General features: G+C 42.2%; 11 protein-coding genes. All 11 read left to right on the forward strand.

Annotation, left to right across the window (positions count from 1 at the left end; genetic code table 11):
* The first annotated feature begins 79 nt into the window (after positions 1 to 79).
* Positions 80 to 508, forward strand: a complete 429-nt coding sequence (gene rplK / locus RM552_RS15425) for a 50S ribosomal protein L11 (protein WP_311369763.1) — start codon at positions 80 to 82, stop codon at positions 506 to 508.
* Positions 509 to 512: 4 nt separating this feature from the next.
* Positions 513 to 1,208, forward strand: a complete 696-nt coding sequence (rplA, locus tag RM552_RS15430) for a 50S ribosomal protein L1 (RefSeq protein ID WP_311369764.1) — start codon at positions 513 to 515, stop codon at positions 1,206 to 1,208.
* 292 nt (positions 1,209 to 1,500) lie between these two features.
* A complete protein-coding gene (gene rplJ, locus RM552_RS15435; RefSeq protein WP_311369765.1) occupies positions 1,501 to 2,019 on the forward strand; it encodes a 50S ribosomal protein L10 in 519 nt (172 codons plus the stop codon).
* A gap of 56 nt (positions 2,020 to 2,075) precedes the next feature.
* The gene (gene rplL, locus RM552_RS15440; protein WP_311369766.1) at positions 2,076 to 2,450 is read left to right on the forward strand and encodes a 50S ribosomal protein L7/L12; all 375 of its coding nucleotides are present in this window, start codon (positions 2,076 to 2,078) and stop codon (positions 2,448 to 2,450) included.
* A gap of 311 nt (positions 2,451 to 2,761) precedes the next feature.
* Positions 2,762 to 6,799, forward strand: a complete 4,038-nt coding sequence (gene rpoB / locus RM552_RS15445) for a DNA-directed RNA polymerase subunit beta (RefSeq protein ID WP_311369767.1) — start codon at positions 2,762 to 2,764, stop codon at positions 6,797 to 6,799.
* A 111-nt stretch (positions 6,800 to 6,910) separates the two neighbouring features.
* Positions 6,911 to 11,116 (forward strand): DNA-directed RNA polymerase subunit beta', encoded by a 4,206-nt coding sequence (rpoC, locus tag RM552_RS15450; RefSeq protein ID WP_311369768.1) that lies wholly within the window; start codon positions 6,911 to 6,913, stop codon positions 11,114 to 11,116.
* 299 nt (positions 11,117 to 11,415) lie between these two features.
* Positions 11,416 to 13,950, forward strand: coding sequence for a poly(ethylene terephthalate) hydrolase family protein (locus RM552_RS15455; RefSeq protein ID WP_311369769.1), 2,535 nt, complete (start codon positions 11,416 to 11,418; stop codon positions 13,948 to 13,950).
* A gap of 260 nt (positions 13,951 to 14,210) precedes the next feature.
* On the forward strand, positions 14,211 to 14,585 hold the full coding sequence (gene rpsL / locus RM552_RS15460) for a 30S ribosomal protein S12 (protein WP_311369770.1): 375 nt from the start codon (positions 14,211 to 14,213) through the stop codon (positions 14,583 to 14,585).
* 73 nt (positions 14,586 to 14,658) lie between these two features.
* A complete protein-coding gene (rpsG, locus tag RM552_RS15465; RefSeq protein WP_311369771.1) occupies positions 14,659 to 15,129 on the forward strand; it encodes a 30S ribosomal protein S7 in 471 nt (156 codons plus the stop codon).
* A gap of 123 nt (positions 15,130 to 15,252) precedes the next feature.
* Positions 15,253 to 17,355 carry an elongation factor G gene (fusA, locus tag RM552_RS15470; protein WP_311369772.1) on the forward strand — a complete coding sequence of 701 codons (2,103 nt, stop codon included), beginning with the start codon at positions 15,253 to 15,255 and terminating at the stop codon, positions 17,353 to 17,355.
* Positions 17,356 to 17,410: 55 nt separating this feature from the next.
* On the forward strand, positions 17,411 to 17,500 hold a 90-nt coding region (locus RM552_RS15475; protein WP_038059333.1), incomplete at its 3' end, for a GTP-binding protein.

A 17,500-nucleotide genomic window follows, 5' to 3' on the forward strand; every position in this document is an offset into this window, starting at 1 on the left:
TTATGTACGGGGAGCCGTTTGAGAAGATAATCTCTTGTATCTTCAAGGCGTTATACCCACAAAATAGAGAGTTATAACAATGGCGAAAAAAGTATCTGGCTTAATCAAGCTACAGGTAGCTGCGGGTTCTGCAAACCCCAGTCCACCAGTTGGTCCTGCACTGGGTCAGCACGGTGTAAATATCATGGAATTCTGTAAAGCATTTAATGCAAAAACAGAAGCTATCGAAAAAGGCGCTCCAGTACCAGTAGTAATTACTGTATACGAAGACCGTTCTTTTACCTTCGAAACCAAAACTCCACCAGCTTCTTACTTGCTTAAGAAAGCCGCTGGTATTAAGAGTGGTTCTGGCCGTCCAAATACTGAAAAAGTAGGAACGGTAACACGCGCGCAATTGGAAGAAATTGCAAACATGAAAGAACCAGACCTAACAGCTGCCGATATGGACGCTGCTTGTAACACCATCGCGGGTTCTGCTCGTAGCATGGGTTTAAAGGTAGAAGGATAAGAAAATGGCTAAATTATCAAAACGCGCTCGCGCCATTGCTGAAAAACTAGACGCGACAAAAGAATATGAATTTGCTGAAGCAGTCGCTTTGTTGAAAGAATTTTCTACTGTTAAGTTTCCTGAAAGCATCGATGTTGCTGTAAATCTTGGCATAGACGCTCGTAAATCTGACCAAAACGTTCGCGGTGCTACTGTACTGCCAAATGGTACAGGTAAAGAGGTTCGTGTTGCTGTATTTACACAAGGCGCAAATGCTGACGCTGCAAAAGAAGCAGGTGCCGACATTGTAGGAATGGACGACTTAGCAGAACAAGTTAAAAAAGGTGAAATGAATTTTGACGTTGTAGTAGCTAGCCCAGACGCAATGCGCGTTGTTGGCCAGTTAGGTCAAATTTTAGGCCCGCGTGGTCTTATGCCTAACCCTAAAACGGGTACTGTAACGCCAGACGTTGCAACAGCAGTTAAAAACGCTAAAGCTGGCCAGGTTAGATATCGTAACGATAAGAACGGTATTATTCACGCTAGCATTGGTAAAATTGCTTTCGAACCGACTGCAATTAAAGAAAACCTTGAAGCATTAATGGAAGCTTTGCGTAAAGCTAAGCCTTCTTCAGCTAAAGGCACATATATCAAAAAAGTAAGCTTAAGCACTACTATGGGCGCGGGTGTTACCGTCGACCAAAGTACTTTAGAAGCATAAGTTACTTTCTCTTGTAAAAGGTTGTGGGTTGGAGCTTTTGTGAATAACAACAGCTCCCGTCCAAGACCGCAGGCGCTTTAAAGTAGAAGAGGTAAGAGACCTTCTACATTAATTTGAAGCTTAATACGAACCTGCGCAGACGGTGAATTCAGCTCAGACTCTCTGGGAAATGAACACCGTAGTGCGGTAACTTTAAGGTTAAAAGCGAAAGCTCTTAAATTAAAAGTTATCAATCTGTAATCCTGATAGAAGACATTTATGTTAACTATCAGAAATAAAAGAGGTGAACTCAGTGGCACTAGGCTTAGCAGCAAAAAAAGAGATCGTAGCGGAAGTATCCGATGTCGCATCTCGTGCTCTATCTGTTGCCGTCGCTGAATACCGTGGTATGGAAGTAGCTGAGCTTACTGACTTGCGTGTGCAAGCTCGTGAACAAGGCGTATATCTGAAAGTTGTCAGAAATACCCTTGCTAAGCGTGCACTAGCTGACAGTAAGTTTGCTGATATCGACTCTGCGTTAACGGGTCAATTAATTTATGGTTTTTCACTCGAAGCACCTGGTGCGGCGGCGCGTTTGTTTAAAGACTACGCGAAGAAGAATGACAAATTAAATGTGACTGCGCTTACGCTTGGTGATGGTTTGTTGGGTCCAGAATCATTGGACGCGGTAGCATCATTGCCTACAAGAGACGAAGCATTAGCTAAACTACTTGCTACCTTTAAAGCGCCTGTTGGCAAATTCGTTCAAACAATCAACGAAGTGCCTTCAAAATTTGCGCGAGTATTGGCGGCGATCAAAGACACCAAGTAATTGGCGTTTTTGGCAATTGAAATTTTTAACATTTATAAACCCAGGAGTTTAGAGAAATGGCTCTAACAAAAGACGATATATTAAACGCAATCGCTGAAATGCCAGTAATGGATTTGGTTGAATTGATTTCTGCAGCTGAAGAAAAATTTGGCGTAGAAGCAAGTGCAGCAGTAGCAGTAGCAGCAGCACCAGGTGCAGCAGCTGAAGCAGCTGAAGAGAAGACAGAATTCGACGTAGTTCTTACTTCTTTCGGTGGTAACAAAGTTGCTGTAATCAAAGCTGTACGTAGCGCTACCGGTCTTGGCTTGAAAGAAGCTAAAGAAGTGGTAGAGTCTGCACCTAAAGCAATCAAAGAAGCAGTTGCTAAAGAAGAAGCAGAAGAACTTAAGAAGACGCTTGAAGAAGCCGGCGCTGAAGTTGAAGTTAAGTAGTTAGTTTTTGCTAATTGCTGACCTTTTTTGAAGGTCTAGGCTGATGGTTTTTAACCATCAGCCTTTTTGCGCTATATCAATTACAAATTTTAGTCCCTTTATTTGTAATTTTAAGATAGCATGGTAATTGAGGTAAGGTTCTGATTTAACAGACATGATTTTATCTACTTGATAAGGTTATATCGGCTTAAATCGTCTAAACTTAAATCACCCTGCATAAAGGGAAAAAGGAAGTTTGCTACACACAAATATGTCGCTCGCCCGGTGACAGTGTAGCAGGTTGGGTCTAAAATCAGTCGGCTGAGGAACCCATGGTTTACTCTTATAGTGAAAAAAAACGTATCCGTAAGGATTTTGGCAAGCGCCCTCAGGTATTGGAAATTCCATACCTTTTATCAATACAACTGGATTCATTTAAAAAGTTCATCGAACAAGATCCCGATGGTCAATATGGCCTTGAGTCGGCATTCAGATCGGTGTTTCCAATTAAAAGCTACTCAGGTAATTCAGAATTACAGTATGTAGCTTATCGTTTAGGTGAGCCTGTTTTTGACGTGAAAGAATGTCAAATCAGAGGTGTTACTTATTCAGCGCCATTAAGAGTCAAACTAAGACTTGTCTTGTTTGATAAAGAAGCGGCACCAGGTACAGTTAAAGACATCAAAGAACAAGAAGTATATATGGGTGAAATCCCATTGATGACTGACAACGGTACCTTTGTGATCAACGGAACTGAGCGTGTTATTGTTTCTCAGTTACACAGATCGCCAGGTGTATTTTTTGATCATGACAAAGGCAAGACTCACTCATCAGGTAAAGTGTTATATAACGCACGCGTTATTCCTTACCGTGGTTCTTGGTTAGATTTCGAATTCGACCCGAAAGATAATTTATTTGTACGTATTGACCGTCGCCGTAAGCTTCCCGCGACCATTATTTTACGTGCATTAGATATTAGTACTGAAGAAATCCTTGAGACCTTCTTCGAGAAAGTATCGGTTCGCATAGACGGCGACAACTACATGATGGATGTAGTGCCTGAGCGTTTACGCGGCGAAACTGCTCAATTCGATATTTTGGGTAAAAAAGGCGAAGTATTAGTAGAAGCTGGCCGCAGAATTTCTGCTCGTCATACTCGCGCCCTAGATAAAGCAAAAGTAAAAGAACTAGTTGTACCAGCAGAATATTTGGTAGGTAAAGTATTAGACAACAACTATGTTGATGAAAGTACTGGTGAAGTCGTTGCTGCGGCTAACCAAGAATTAACCCTTGAATTACTGACTAGCTTAAAAGAAGCGGGTATTAAAGAGTTTAATACACTTTACATTAATGAACTTGATCATGGTTCTTATATTTCTGACACGATTAATATCGACCCGTCAAACAATCGCTTAGAAGCGCTTGTAGAAATTTACAGAATGATGCGTCCTGGTGAGCCACCAACTAAAGACGCTGCTGAAAATCTATTTGATAACTTGTTCTTCTCTGAAGACCGTTACGACTTGTCGGCTGTTGGCCGCATGAAGTTTAACCGTCGCTTAGGTCGTGCAGAACCAACTGGTTCTGGCATACTTGGCAAAGAAGACATTATCGCAGTAATGCAACAGTTAATTACTATTCGTGATGGTAAAGACGAAGTAGACGATATTGATCACTTAGGTAACCGTCGTATTCGTTCAGTTGGTGAAATGGCTGAAAACCAGTTCCGCGTTGGTTTGGTCCGCGTAGAACGAGCGGTTAAAGAACGTTTGAGCCTTGGTGACCTTGATGCCATCATGCCACAAGACCTTATTAACGCTAAGCCAATTTCGGCTGCAGTTAAAGAGTTCTTTGGTTCTAGCCAGCTGTCACAGTTTATGGATCAAAACAACCCACTATCAGAAGTGACGCATAAGCGTCGTATTTCTGCTTTAGGCCCGGGTGGTTTGACGCGTGAACGTGCTGGTTTTGAAGTGCGCGATGTACACCCTACTCACTATGGCCGTGTATGTCCTATTGAAACGCCTGAAGGTCCAAACATTGGTTTGATCAACTCGCTTTCAAGTTTTGCGCGTACTAACGATTTTGGTTTCTTAGAAACCCCATATCGTAAAGTAATTAATGGCTCAGTTACCGACGATATTGAGTATTTGTCGGCAATTGAAGAAGGCCAATATGCCATCGCTCAGGCTAACGTAGCCCTTGATGGTAAAAACAAACTTGTTGATGACCTAATTGCTTGTCGTCAACGTGGTGAGAACGTACTTGTACAAAAAGAAGATATTTCGTACATGGATGTATCGCCACAGCAAATCGTATCAATTGCGGCAAGTATTATTCCATTCCTAGAGCACGATGATGCAAACCGAGCGCTTATGGGCTCGAACATGCAACGTCAAGCAGTACCAACTCTTAAGGCTGATAAGCCATTAGTTGGAACGGGTATGGAAAAAATTGTTGCGGTTGACTCTGGTGTAACGGTTGTTGCAAAACGCGGTGGTGTTGTCGACTATGTTGATGCATCGCGTATTGTTGTTAAAGTTAACGAAGCCGAAATGGCAGCGGGCGAAGCTGGCATTGATATCTATAACTTGACTAAGTATACCCGTTCTAACCAGAATACTTGTATTAACCAACGCCCAACTTGTGATGTAGGTGACCCTGTTGTTATTGGCGACGTGTTAGCCGATGGTCCTTCAACAGACTTAGGTGAATTAGCACTTGGCCAAAACATGCGCATCGCATTTATGCCTTGGAATGGTTACAACTTTGAAGATTCAATCTTAATTTCTGAGCGCGTAGCGCAAGAAGACAGATTTACCACCATTCATATTCAAGAACTTAGCTGTATCGCTCGTGATACTAAGCTTGGGCCTGAAGAAATTAGTGCTGACATACCAAATGTAGGTGAGTCTGCCTTAGGTAAATTAGATGAATCTGGTGTTGTATATATTGGTGCCGAAGTAAAAGGCGGCGACATATTAGTAGGTAAGGTAACCCCTAAAGGTGAAACCCAGCTGACGCCAGAAGAAAAACTTTTAAGAGCCATTTTTGGCGAAAAAGCGTCTGACGTAAAGGATACTTCATTACGTGTACCTAACTCTGTTACGGGCACTGTTATTGATGTTCAAGTCTTTACACGTGACGGCGTTGAGAAAGACAAACGTGCACTTGAAATTGAAGACATGCAACTGCGCGAAGTGAAAAAAGACTTAGGCGACGAATTTAATATTCTTGCTGACGGTATATTTGCTCGTGCACAAGGCTTGTTACTTAAATCAGGTGTTGATCAAGCTAAACTAGACAGCATGCCGCGTGAAAAATGGTTCGATATTGCGTTGAAAGACGAAGATTCGCAAAACGAACTAGATCAAAACGCAGAGCAGTTCTCTGAAATTAAAAATGACTTTGATAAGAAATTTGAAACCAAACGTCGCAAAATCACCCAAGGTGATGATTTAGCGCCAGGCGTTTTGAAAATTGTTAAAGTTTACTTAGCGGTTAAACGTAGCATCCAGCCAGGTGATAAAATGGCCGGACGTCACGGTAACAAAGGTGTAATTTCTGCCATTCAACCGGTTGAAGATATGCCTTACGATGCTAGCGGAACACCGGTAGACATCGTACTTAACCCACTTGGTGTACCTTCGCGTATGAACATCGGTCAAATCCTAGAAACTCACTTAGGAATGGCTGCACATGGTCTTGGCGTGAAGATTGACCGCATGGTTAAAGAACAACAAGAAGTAGCAAAACTTCGTGGGTTCTTAAAAGAAGTTTATAACCTCGGTACCTCGCATCAAGAAGTTAATATTGATGAATTCAGTGATGATGAAATTAAGCGTTTAGCTGAAAACTTACGCAAAGGTGTACCGGTTGCAACACCAGTATTTGATGGCGCCCATGAAAGCGAAATCAAAGAGATGTTGAAACTTGCTGACATTCCAGAGTCTGGACAAATAGCCTTGTTTGATGGCCGCACAGGTCGTTCATTTGAACGCCCAGTAACGGTTGGTTATATGTACATGCTGAAATTGAACCACTTGGTTGACGACAAAATGCACGCTCGTTCAACTGGTTCATACAGCCTTGTTACACAGCAGCCTCTTGGTGGTAAAGCACAGTTTGGTGGTCAGCGCTTCGGAGAGATGGAAGTATGGGCACTTGAAGCTTACGGTGCAGCGTATACCTTGCAAGAAATGCTTACTGTTAAGTCTGATGATGTTAATGGCCGTACTAAAATGTATAAAAACATTGTTGACGGCGACCACAGAATGGAGCCAGGCATGCCTGAGTCATTCAACGTATTGTTGAAAGAAATCCGTTCTTTGGGTATTAACATAGAGTTAGAAGAGAACACTAATAACTAAAGCCTCGGCTTAGTAAGCAGCGGGTGCGTAGCACTTGCGACAAAAGTTTGGCCCGGTCTTTAACATACTTAAAAGCTGGGCTAGTAATACAAACTCCGTTGGGAGACAAATGTGAAAGACTTATTAAAGTTTATTAAACAGCAAAACAAGACTGAAGAATTCGATAATATCAAAATTGGTCTTGCATCACCTGATCAGATCCGTTCTTGGTCATTTGGTGAGGTTAAAAAGCCTGAAACCATTAACTACCGTACGTTCAAGCCTGAGCGCGACGGCCTCTTTTGTGCCCGTATTTTTGGCCCAGTAAAAGACTACGAATGTTTGTGCGGCAAATATAAGCGCCTTAAGCACCGTGGTGTTATTTGTGAAAAATGTGGCGTAGAAGTGACCTTAACTAAAGTGCGTCGTGAGCGCATGGGTCACATCGAACTGGCAAGCCCAGTTGCACACATTTGGTTTTTAAAATCATTACCGTCAAGAATTGGCTTAATGCTAGACATGACGCTTCGTGATATTGAGCGTGTACTTTATTTCGAATCATACGTGGTCACTGAACCTGGTATGACTGAGTTAGTGCAAGGTAGCTTGCTTAACGAAGAAGAATATCTTGATTCTTTAGAAGAACATGGCGATGAGTTTGAAGCAAAAATGGGTGCAGAAGCCGTTTTTGAACTGTTAAAAGTCTTAGATGTTGATGCAGACGTAGCGACAATGCGCGAAGAACTGCCAAGTGTGACTTCAGAAACTAAGCGTAAGAAAATTACTAAGCGTTTGAAGTTGCTTGAATCGTTCCAACAGTCTGGTAACAAACCAGAGTGGATGATTTTAACAGTACTTCCGGTATTACCACCTGAGCTTCGCCCTCTAGTACCATTAGATGGCGGTCGTTTTGCGACCTCAGACTTGAACGATTTATATCGTCGTGTAATCAACCGTAACAACCGATTGAAGCGTCTATTAGACCTAGCTGCACCAGACATCATTGTTCGCAATGAAAAGCGTATGCTGCAAGAGGCGGTCGACGCCTTATTAGATAATGGTCGTCGTGGTAGAGCAATTACTGGCTCTAACAAGCGTCCACTTAAATCACTTGCCGATATGATTAAAGGTAAGCAAGGTCGTTTCCGTCAAAACTTATTGGGTAAACGTGTAGATTACTCGGGTCGTTCGGTTATCACTGTTGGTCCTACTTTGCGTTTGCACCAGTGTGGATTACCTAAGAAAATGGCACTTGAGTTATTTAAGCCATTTATTTACGGAAAGCTTGAAGGGCGTGGTTTAGCCACAACCATCAAAGCAGCTAAGAAATTAGTAGAGCGTGAAGCACCGGAAGTATGGGACGTTTTAGACGAGGTTATTCGTGAACATCCAGTGTTACTTAACCGTGCACCAACACTTCACAGACTTGGTATACAAGCCTTTGAGCCTACCCTTATTGAAGGTAAAGCTATTCAATTGCACCCATTAGTATGTGCGGCCTATAACGCCGACTTCGATGGTGACCAAATGGCGGTTCACGTACCATTGACCATTGAAGCTCAGCTAGAAGCGCGTGCTTTAATGATGTCAACTAACAACATATTATCGCCAGCAAATGGTGAGCCAATTATCGTACCTTCACAGGACGTTGTTTTGGGCTTGTACTATTTGACTCGTGACCGTGTTAATGGCTTAGGTGAAGGCATGGTATTTACCAGCCCGCACGAAGCTGAAAAAGCATATCGTACTGAAGCAGCAGAATTACATGCTCGCGTTAAAGTGCGTATCACGGAATATGACATTAATGAAGAAGGCGAAAAAGTTGAGAAAACCACACTAACCGACACCACAGTTGGTCGTGCGATATTTTCTCTAATGTTGCCTAAAGGCTTGCCTTTCGAAATCATTAACCAACCAATGGGTAAAAAGCAAATATCAACCTTGTTGAACGCTTGCTACCGTACACTTGGTTTGAAAGACACGGTTATTGCTGCTGACCAAATCATGTATACCGGTTTCCACTATGCAATGATTGCTGGTGCGTCGGTTGGTATAGACGATATGGTTATTCCTGCTGCTAAGAAAGAAATTATTGAAGCGGCTGAAGCTGAAGTAGTTGAAATTCAAGAACAGTTTAACTCTGGTCTTGTAACCGCAGGTGAGCGCTACAATAAAGTTATCGATATTTGGTCAACAGCTAACGACAACGTTGCTAAAGCCATGATGGATAACCTTAAAATAGAAACGGTTAAAAACAAAGATGGCAAAGATGAAGATCAAGCCTCTTTCAACTCTGTATACATGATGGCCGATTCAGGCGCTCGTGGTAGTGCAGCGCAAATACGTCAGCTTGCTGGTATGCGTGGCTTGATGGCAAAACCAGACGGTTCAATCATCGAAACACCCATTACTGCAAACTTCCGTGAAGGTCTTAACGTACAGCAGTACTTTATTTCTACTCACGGTGCTCGTAAAGGTTTGGCCGATACTGCACTTAAAACTGCAAACTCTGGTTACTTAACACGTCGTTTGGTAGACGTCGCACAAGATTTAGTTATCACTAACGATGATTGTGGCACATTCGAAGGTGTTAAAATGACACCTCTAATCGAAGGTGGTGACGTAGTTGAGCCATTGCGCGAACGCGTATTGGGTCGAGTGGTTGCAGAAGACGTAATCAAACCTGGCACTAAAACATCTGTATTGGTTGAGCGTAATACCTTGCTAGACGAGCAATTGGTAGACATGCTTGAAGCAAATTCTGTTGACCAAATCGTTGTTCGTTCTGTTATCACTTGTGATAACGACCACGGTGTATGTGCTAACTGTTATGGTCGTGACTTAGCACGTGGCCACATGGTTGGTTCTGGTGAATCTGTAGGTGTAATCGCTGCTCAGTCAATTGGTGAGCCGGGTACACAGCTTACGATGCGTACCTTCCACATTGGTGGTGCTGCATCAAGAGCATCTGCTGAAAACAACGTACAAGTGAAAACAACCGGTACGCTTAAACTGCATAATGCTAAGTCTGTTCGTAACTCAGACGGCAAGCTTGTTATTGTTTCGCGTTCAACTGAGTTAACGGTAATTGATGACCAAGGTCGTGAGAAAGAGCGTTATAAAGTGCCTTACGGCTCGCTGTTGTCGGTAGATGACAATGCTGCAATTGGCGCTGGCGATATAGTTGCTTCTTGGGACCCGCATAGTCACCCAATTGTAACTGAGCGTTCATCTAAGATTACTTTTGCTGATATCGACGATTCCAATACTGAAACTCAACAAGATGAGTTGACTGGTATTGCCCGTGTTGTAGTGAAAGACTTGTCTAAAGCAAATGCGAAAGAGCCAAAACTTATCCTAGAAAGTGAAGGCGGTGCATTGCAAGAAATTCGCCTACCAAGCTTTACCACTATCGAAGCGATAGACGGTAAAACAGCAGTAGAAGGTGATGTACTAGCGCGTATTCCGCAAGAGAGTTCTAAAACTCGTGATATTACGGGTGGTTTACCACGTGTTGCTGACTTGTTCGAAGCACGTAAGCCTAAAGAACCAGCGATTCTTGCAGAAATTTCAGGTGTAATTGGCTTTGGTAAAGAAACTAAAGGCAAGAAGCGTTTAACCATAACGCCTAAAGCTGACAGTAAAGTGAAATTAACGGTCGACCTGAATGCTAACGGTTCTTACGAAGAGATGATTCCAAAGTGGCGTCAACTTAATGTATTCGAAGGTGAATCTGTAGAGAAGGGTGAAGTTGTTTCTGACGGACCTGAGTCTCCACATGACATCTTACGCTTACGTGGGGTAAGTGCAGTAGCTAACTACATTGTTAATGAAGTACAAGAAGTTTACCGCTTACAGGGTGTAAAAATTAACGATAAGCACATCGAAGTTGTTATCAGACAGATGTTGCGTAAGTGTATTATCCTGAACGCTGGTGACAGTAACTTGCTTGAAGGTGAGCAAATCGAAGTATCTCAAGTTAAAATCGCTAACCGCGAACTTGAGAAACAAGGCAAAATACCTGCAACTTACGAAATTCAGTTGCTTGGTATTACTAAAGCCTCGTTGTCGACAGAATCATTTATTTCTGCGGCATCTTTCCAAGAAACCACTCGGGTACTTACGGAAGCGGCTGTTCAAGGTAAAGAAGACGATTTGCGCGGCCTGAAAGAGAACGTTATTGTTGGTCGCTTAATTCCAGCTGGTACTGGTTTTGCGTATCACCAAAAACGTGCTGCTCGCAAAGCAGCCATGCTCGAAGAAGAGATTTCGGTTTCTGCTGAAGAAGCCCAAGCTCAACTTGCCGAAGCATTGAATGCAGGTGACGACGCCGAATAAGGCTAAGCTTAAAGCGTAACATTTGTTTACGCACACATAAAAAAGCCAGTAGAACTGTTCAAGTTTACTGGCTTTTTTGTGTTTATATTGCTTGGTTTTTTACTTACAAAAAAAGCGCCTTTTATACATTTGAAGGCACTCTATACCTATGCCCTCTTTGTGTGTAAGATAAAACTACATAAGCCTAACTTGTGATAACAAAAAGCTGTCTTTGAGCAAAAGTCTCAACTTAGAAGTTATTTACTATGCGCAATTTTTTATTCTGAAGTTAGATCATATAAATAAGGGAATATAGAACGATGTCCACTAATGCATTTACATTCGTGAAAGATAAGTCGACTCAACTAAAAACATGGACTAAGCAGCAGCTAGCGCGTTTTAAACCCGAGTATTACACCATTAAAGGCGCTTCCATTGCGCTCGTTCTGCTTTCTTTTATATTCTATTTAATTTATGTGAGCAAGGTTACCCTCGATGCTGGTGATCCTTGGCTACTCCTATTTTTCATATGCTTAGCGTTAATATTTATTATTGCATCCTATGTTATTACCTGGTTGTCGGCAAAGGTGATGGCCATCCCAAAAGTTTATCGTTTAGCTCTTTTAGTGTCGTCTCCTCTACTATTTTTTGCATTTGGCTTTGAAGCACTTTATTGGCTCTTTGCAATCACAATGTTTTCAATTTTTGGAGCGATTGTTGCGGTGTTTAAAGGTGGGCACTTTGCAAGTTTGAGCAAAGTGAAAAAAACCACTACATTGCTTGGAACAGGCATAGTTTTAGTCGGTGGTATCGCTTTGACATATGCGTTTGTTGTGCCAGGTTTTGACACAGAGTCGGTAGTTAACGCAGCTGCATTAAATAGAGATAGTATCAACAATATAGATGCTATATCGCCGGCCAAAAAAGGGGAATATTCATTTAAAGCATTTACTTATGGCGCCGGTACCGACAAACATAGATCGGAGTTTGCCGAGCAAGTGAGCTTAAAAACAGACACAACAGACGGCACAGTTTTTCTTGATGGTTGGTCGGGTTTTAATGGCTGGTATAGAGAGTATTTTTGGGGCTTTGATGCCACAGAATTACCCTTAAACGCTTATGTGTGGATGCCCGAGGGAGAAGGGCCTTTTCCCTTGGTATTGATGGTGCATGGTAATCATTTTATGCAAGATTTTTCTGATGACGGTTATGCCTATTTAGGCGAATTGCTCGCTTCAAAAGGGATTATCTTTGCATCGGTAGATCAAAATTTCATAAATGGTTCGTGGTCAGATATTGGCGGAGGTTTAAGTAAAGAAAACGATGCTAGAGGCTGGTTACTCTTAGAGCATTTAAGAGTATGGCACGAGTGGAATGCTGACTCCAATAGTGAGCTATTTGGTAAAGTAGATACCAATAACTTGGGTCTAATTGGGCACTCAAGAGGGGGTGAAGCAGTTGCCCATGCAGCTTTGCTCAACAAAATGCCTTTATTTTATGATGATGCAAGTTATGTCTTGGATTATAATTTTAATATTAAGGCCTTGCTTGCAATTGCGCCTGTTGATGGGCAATACAAGCCGGGCAAAACCTATACTGCTCTAGAAGATATTAACTATTTTACTATGCATGGTAGTCAAGATGGTGACGTCACTTCTTTCGCCGGTTCCCAACAGTATGAACGCGTTTTATTTTCACCTGACAGCAATTTTTTTAAGGCTAGTCTATATGTACAAAACGCGAATCACGGTCAGTTTAATAGCACTTGGGGCGAAAATGACACAATGTCGCCAACTAAGCTCTTAAACAACCAAGATTTGTTGTCTGTTTCAGAGCAAACCACAATATCACAAGTCTATACAAGCGCCTTTTTCAGTGCGACTTTGTTAGGACAAAAACAATACGTGCCTCTGTTTATTGACGCAAGGAAAGGCAAAGACTGGTTACCCGATACCATTTATGTCAGCCAATTTGAATCCAGTCAATTTTATGAACTTGCATCATTTGATGAGGATTTTAATGTGTTAACTAGTGCCACCGGAGGCACTATTGAAGGCAAAAACTTAAGTGTTTGGCGAGAACAAGCAGTGCAAATGTCTTGGCGTGAAAAGGGCACAAGGGCAGTTTATCTAGGTTGGCATAAAGAGAAAAACGACGTAGAACAACAAGGCACACAAGAACAAGGCGCAGAACAACATGGCACACAACAGCAAAGCAAGAATCTAAGTGAAGAACCAGAACTACAACAAAGCAGAGAGCAAGCACAAGAACCAGTACCACAACAAGAAAAAGACTACGCCAGCTATACAATCTTAATAAACCAAAGTCTTTCCGATAAGCTCACTGAGCAATCGATGAACGATTTAAGTTTTGTTTTTTCTATGGCGCCTTCAACCGAATCGAGTAATCCAAAAAGCCGCGGTAAATGGGTAAAAAACGAGGTCAATAGTGTATCTGTTTCAAAAGAAAATACTGAGGAACTAGAGCCATCACCAAATCAAGAAAATACAGAATCTACAGAAGCAAAAGAAGTTAAAGAACAAAAAGAAGATAAGGTTATAGATTTCACCATTACATTCACCGATGAAAATGGCCAAAGCGCAGCCTATCCTTTAAGCACATTTTCGGCACTACAGCCGCGCATTAATGTGCAAATTTGGAAATCTCAATTCATAACCGGTGATTCGAAATCAGAAAATATTTTCCAGACCTTTGTGTATCCATTTGAAGATATTTTAAGCATTAACCCTGAATTAAATTTACAGATGCTAAATAAAGTTACTTTTACCTTCAATAAAACGGAAAAAGGCGTGGTGATTATAGACCGCATAGGCTTTATGAAAAATATCGAATAATCCCTTTGTTGGCGCTAATTTCCTTGACATACGACAGATTGATCTATATCCTGCCGCGACCCAAAATTAGTGTTGTTATGCCTAGGCTGGCAACAAGCAATTAGCACTATGGTGTTAATGGATTTTTAAACATCCATCGTTTTGGGTACTACGAGCATAAAATTAACTAACATAATCAGTATGTTAGTTAATTTATTTTACGCCTGAAAATTTACAATATTTAGATTTCAGGCATTTTTGATTAAATCAGGAGCTAGTTAATGGCAACAGTTAACCAGTTAGTGCGCAAGCCCCGTAAAAAGCCGGTAGAGAAATCTAACGTCGCTGCTTTACAAGCTTGCCCACAACGTCGTGGAGTATGTACGCGTGTATATACAACCACTCCAAAGAAGCCGAACTCAGCCATGCGTAAAGTATGTCGTGTTCGCTTAACAAACGGTTTTGAAGTGTCTTCATACATTGGTGGTGAAGGTCACAACTTACAAGAGCACAGCGTTGTACTTATTCGCGGTGGTCGTGTAAAAGATTTACCAGGTGTGCGTTATCACACAGTTCGCGGAACACTTGATTGCTCAGGTGTTACTACTAGAAAACAAGCACGTTCTAAATACGGCGCTAAAAGGCCTAAGTCTTAACGGTTCTCCGTTAGTAAGGCCAAACTATTATATATGAGTTTTGGGAAACCCCTGAATTCCACGGAGAATTAAGATGCCAAGAAGACGAGTCGTAGGTCAAAGAAAAATCCTACCAGACCCTAAGTTTAAATCAGAGTTGCTTGCGAAGTTCATGAATGTCGTAATGCTCGACGGCAAGAAATCGACCGCTGAAAAAATCGTGTACGGTGCCCTAGATATTGTTGCTGAAAAAACCGGCAAACCACACCTAGATGCATTTGAAGACGCATTGGAAAACATCCGTCCAACAGTAGAGGTTAAATCTCGACGTGTTGGTGGTTCTACTTATCAAGTTCCAGTAGAAGTTCGTCCAGTTCGTAGAAATGCATTAGGTATGCGTTGGATGGTTGAAGCGGCACGTAAACGTGGCGAGAAATCAATGGCTCAGCGTTTAGCTGCAGAAATTGCTGACGCGCAAGACAACAAAGGTAGTGCGGTTAAGAAACGTGAAGACGTTCACCGCATGGCAGAAGCTAACAAAGCATTTGCTCATTACCGCTGGTAAAGAAAGAGAAAAAAAAGAAAAAGGGGTCAGAGTTACTTTTTTCGACCCCTTTTTTAATGCTGAAATCAAAGTGGTTCAAAATAAAGTAACTCTGACCCCTTTTTAAAGAGAACAAAAAATAACATGGCTCGACAAACACCCATTCAACGCTATCGTAATATAGGTATCGTCGCTCACGTAGATGCGGGTAAAACCACTACTACCGAGCGTGTGCTTTTTTACACGGGTATTTCACACAAAATTGGTGAAGTACACGACGGCGCTGCCACTATGGATTGGATGGAACAAGAGCAAGAGCGTGGCATTACGATTACGTCTGCTGCGACAACCTGCTTTTGGGCGGGCATGCAACAACAGTTTGAACAACACAGAATCAACATTATTGATACTCCTGGGCACGTCGACTTTACGATTGAAGTAGAGCGTTCATTACGTGTTCTTGATGGTGCGGTGGTGGTTTTTTGTGGTTCATCGGGCGTAGAGCCTCAATCAGAAACTGTATGGCGTCAGGCCAATAAGTACGAAGTTCCACGCATGGTTTTTGTCAACAAAATGGACAGAGCCGGCGCCGATTTCGAACGCGTGATCGAACAAATCCGTAAACGCTTGGGCGCGAATTGCGTTCCCATTCAAATAAACATGGGCGCAGAAGAAGAATTCAAAGGTGTGATTGATCTCATTAAAATGAAAGCAATCAATTGGAATGAGGCCGATAAAGGCGCTACATTCACATACGACGATATTCCGGCTGAATTTATGGATAAAGCTGAAGAGTATCGCATGGAAATGGTAGAGGCTGCGGCCGAAGCTAATGATGAACTCATGGATAAATACCTTGAGGGTATTGAGTTAACAGAAGACGAAATTAAACAAGGCTTGCGTGCGCGAACCTTAAATAACGAAATTGTATTGGCTACTTGTGGTTCAGCCTTCAAAAACAAAGGTGTACAGGCAGTACTTGACGCAGTGGTTGAATATTTGCCATCACCCACAGAAGTAAAAGCGATTACCGGTGTACTCGACGATAAAAACGAGACCGAAGCTGAACGCCATTCAGACGATAACGAACCCTTTGCTGCTTTAGCATTTAAAATAGCGACTGACCCCTTTGTAGGTACTTTAACGTTTTTCCGTGTGTATTCTGGTGTGGTAAAAACTGGCGATGCTATTTACAACCCGATTAAAGGGAAAAAAGAACGTGTTGGCCGAATTGTGCAAATGCACGCTAACGATCGCGCAGAGTTAAAAGAAGTTTATGCAGGTGATATTGCTGCCGCAATAGGTCTAAAAGACGTTACTACGGGCGAAACCCTGTGTGATCCAAATAATGTAATCACCCTTGAAAAGATGGATTTTCCAGACCCTGTTATTTCAATAGCAGTAGAGCCTAAGTCTCAAGCTGACCAAGAAAAAATGGGCGTTGCTTTGAACAAGCTTGCAGCAGAAGATCCTTCATTTAAAGTGCATACTGACGACGAATCTGGCCAAACGATCATTTCTGGCATGGGTGAACTGCATCTGGATATTATTGTTGACCGCATGAAACGTGAATTTAGCGTATCGTGTAATGTGGGTAATCCGCAGGTGTCTTATCGCGAAACAATTCGTAAGTCGGTTAATGCCGAAGGAAAATTTGTTAGGCAGTCGGGCGGTAAAGGCCAGTATGGACACGTATTGCTGAAAATGGAACCTCAAGAAGAAGGTGCTGGTTTTAGTTTTGTAAACGAAATAGTGGGTGGTTCCGTACCTAAAGACTTCATACCTGCGGTAGAAAAAGGGTGTGAAGAACAAATGCAAAATGGGGTGCTTGCGGGTTATCCTATGCTTGATATTAAGGTAACTTTGTACGATGGTTCGTTCCATGATGTTGACTCTTCTGAAATGGCGTTTAAAATTGCCGCTTCGATGGGTTTCAAGCAAGGAGCTGAAGATGCTAATCCGGTGCTGCTCGAACCTGTAATGAAAGTTGAAGTAACAACGCCTGAAGATTGGATGGGTGACGTAGTTGGTGACCTCAACCGTCGTCGGGGGTTGATAGAAGGAATGGAAGAAGGTATTGCAGGCATAAAAATTGTGCGTGCTAAGGTACCGCTTTCTGAAATGTTTGGATATGCCACTGCTCTGCGTTCTGCAACGCAAGGTCGTGCGTCATACTCAATGGAGTTTTTTAATTACGCGGAAGCAGCCAGTAATGTAGCTCAAGCTATTATTGCTACCCGCACATAAATTTTGATTTGGTCCGGTCTATTGTTGGAACGGGCGTTAAACTTAGGAAAAGAAAATGGCAAAAGAAAAGTTTGAACGTACGAAACCGCATGTTAACGTTGGTACAATTGGCCACGTTGACCACGGTAAAACGACGCTTACAGCA

The sequence above is a fragment of the Glaciecola petra genome (genome assembly GCF_031846345.1).
In the GTDB taxonomy this organism is placed as follows: domain Bacteria; phylum Pseudomonadota; class Gammaproteobacteria; order Enterobacterales; family Alteromonadaceae; genus Glaciecola; species Glaciecola petra.

Excerpts from the sequence above, each read along its gene's own strand:
- rplA (WP_311369764.1), top strand. The coding sequence starts at position 513 with ATGGCTAAATTATCAAAACGCGCTCGCGCCATTGCTGAAAAACTAGAC.
- RM552_RS15455 (WP_311369769.1), top strand. The coding sequence starts at position 11,416 with ATGTCCACTAATGCATTTACATTCGTGAAAGATAAGTCGACTCAACTA.
- rpoB (WP_311369767.1), top strand. The coding sequence starts at position 2,762 with ATGGTTTACTCTTATAGTGAAAAAAAACGTATCCGTAAGGATTTTGGC.
- rpsL (WP_311369770.1), top strand. The coding sequence starts at position 14,211 with ATGGCAACAGTTAACCAGTTAGTGCGCAAGCCCCGTAAAAAGCCGGTA.
- fusA (WP_311369772.1), top strand. The coding sequence starts at position 15,253 with ATGGCTCGACAAACACCCATTCAACGCTATCGTAATATAGGTATCGTC.
- rpsG (WP_311369771.1), top strand. The coding sequence starts at position 14,659 with ATGCCAAGAAGACGAGTCGTAGGTCAAAGAAAAATCCTACCAGACCCT.
- rplK (WP_311369763.1), top strand. The coding sequence starts at position 80 with ATGGCGAAAAAAGTATCTGGCTTAATCAAGCTACAGGTAGCTGCGGGT.
- rplL (WP_311369766.1), top strand. The coding sequence starts at position 2,076 with ATGGCTCTAACAAAAGACGATATATTAAACGCAATCGCTGAAATGCCA.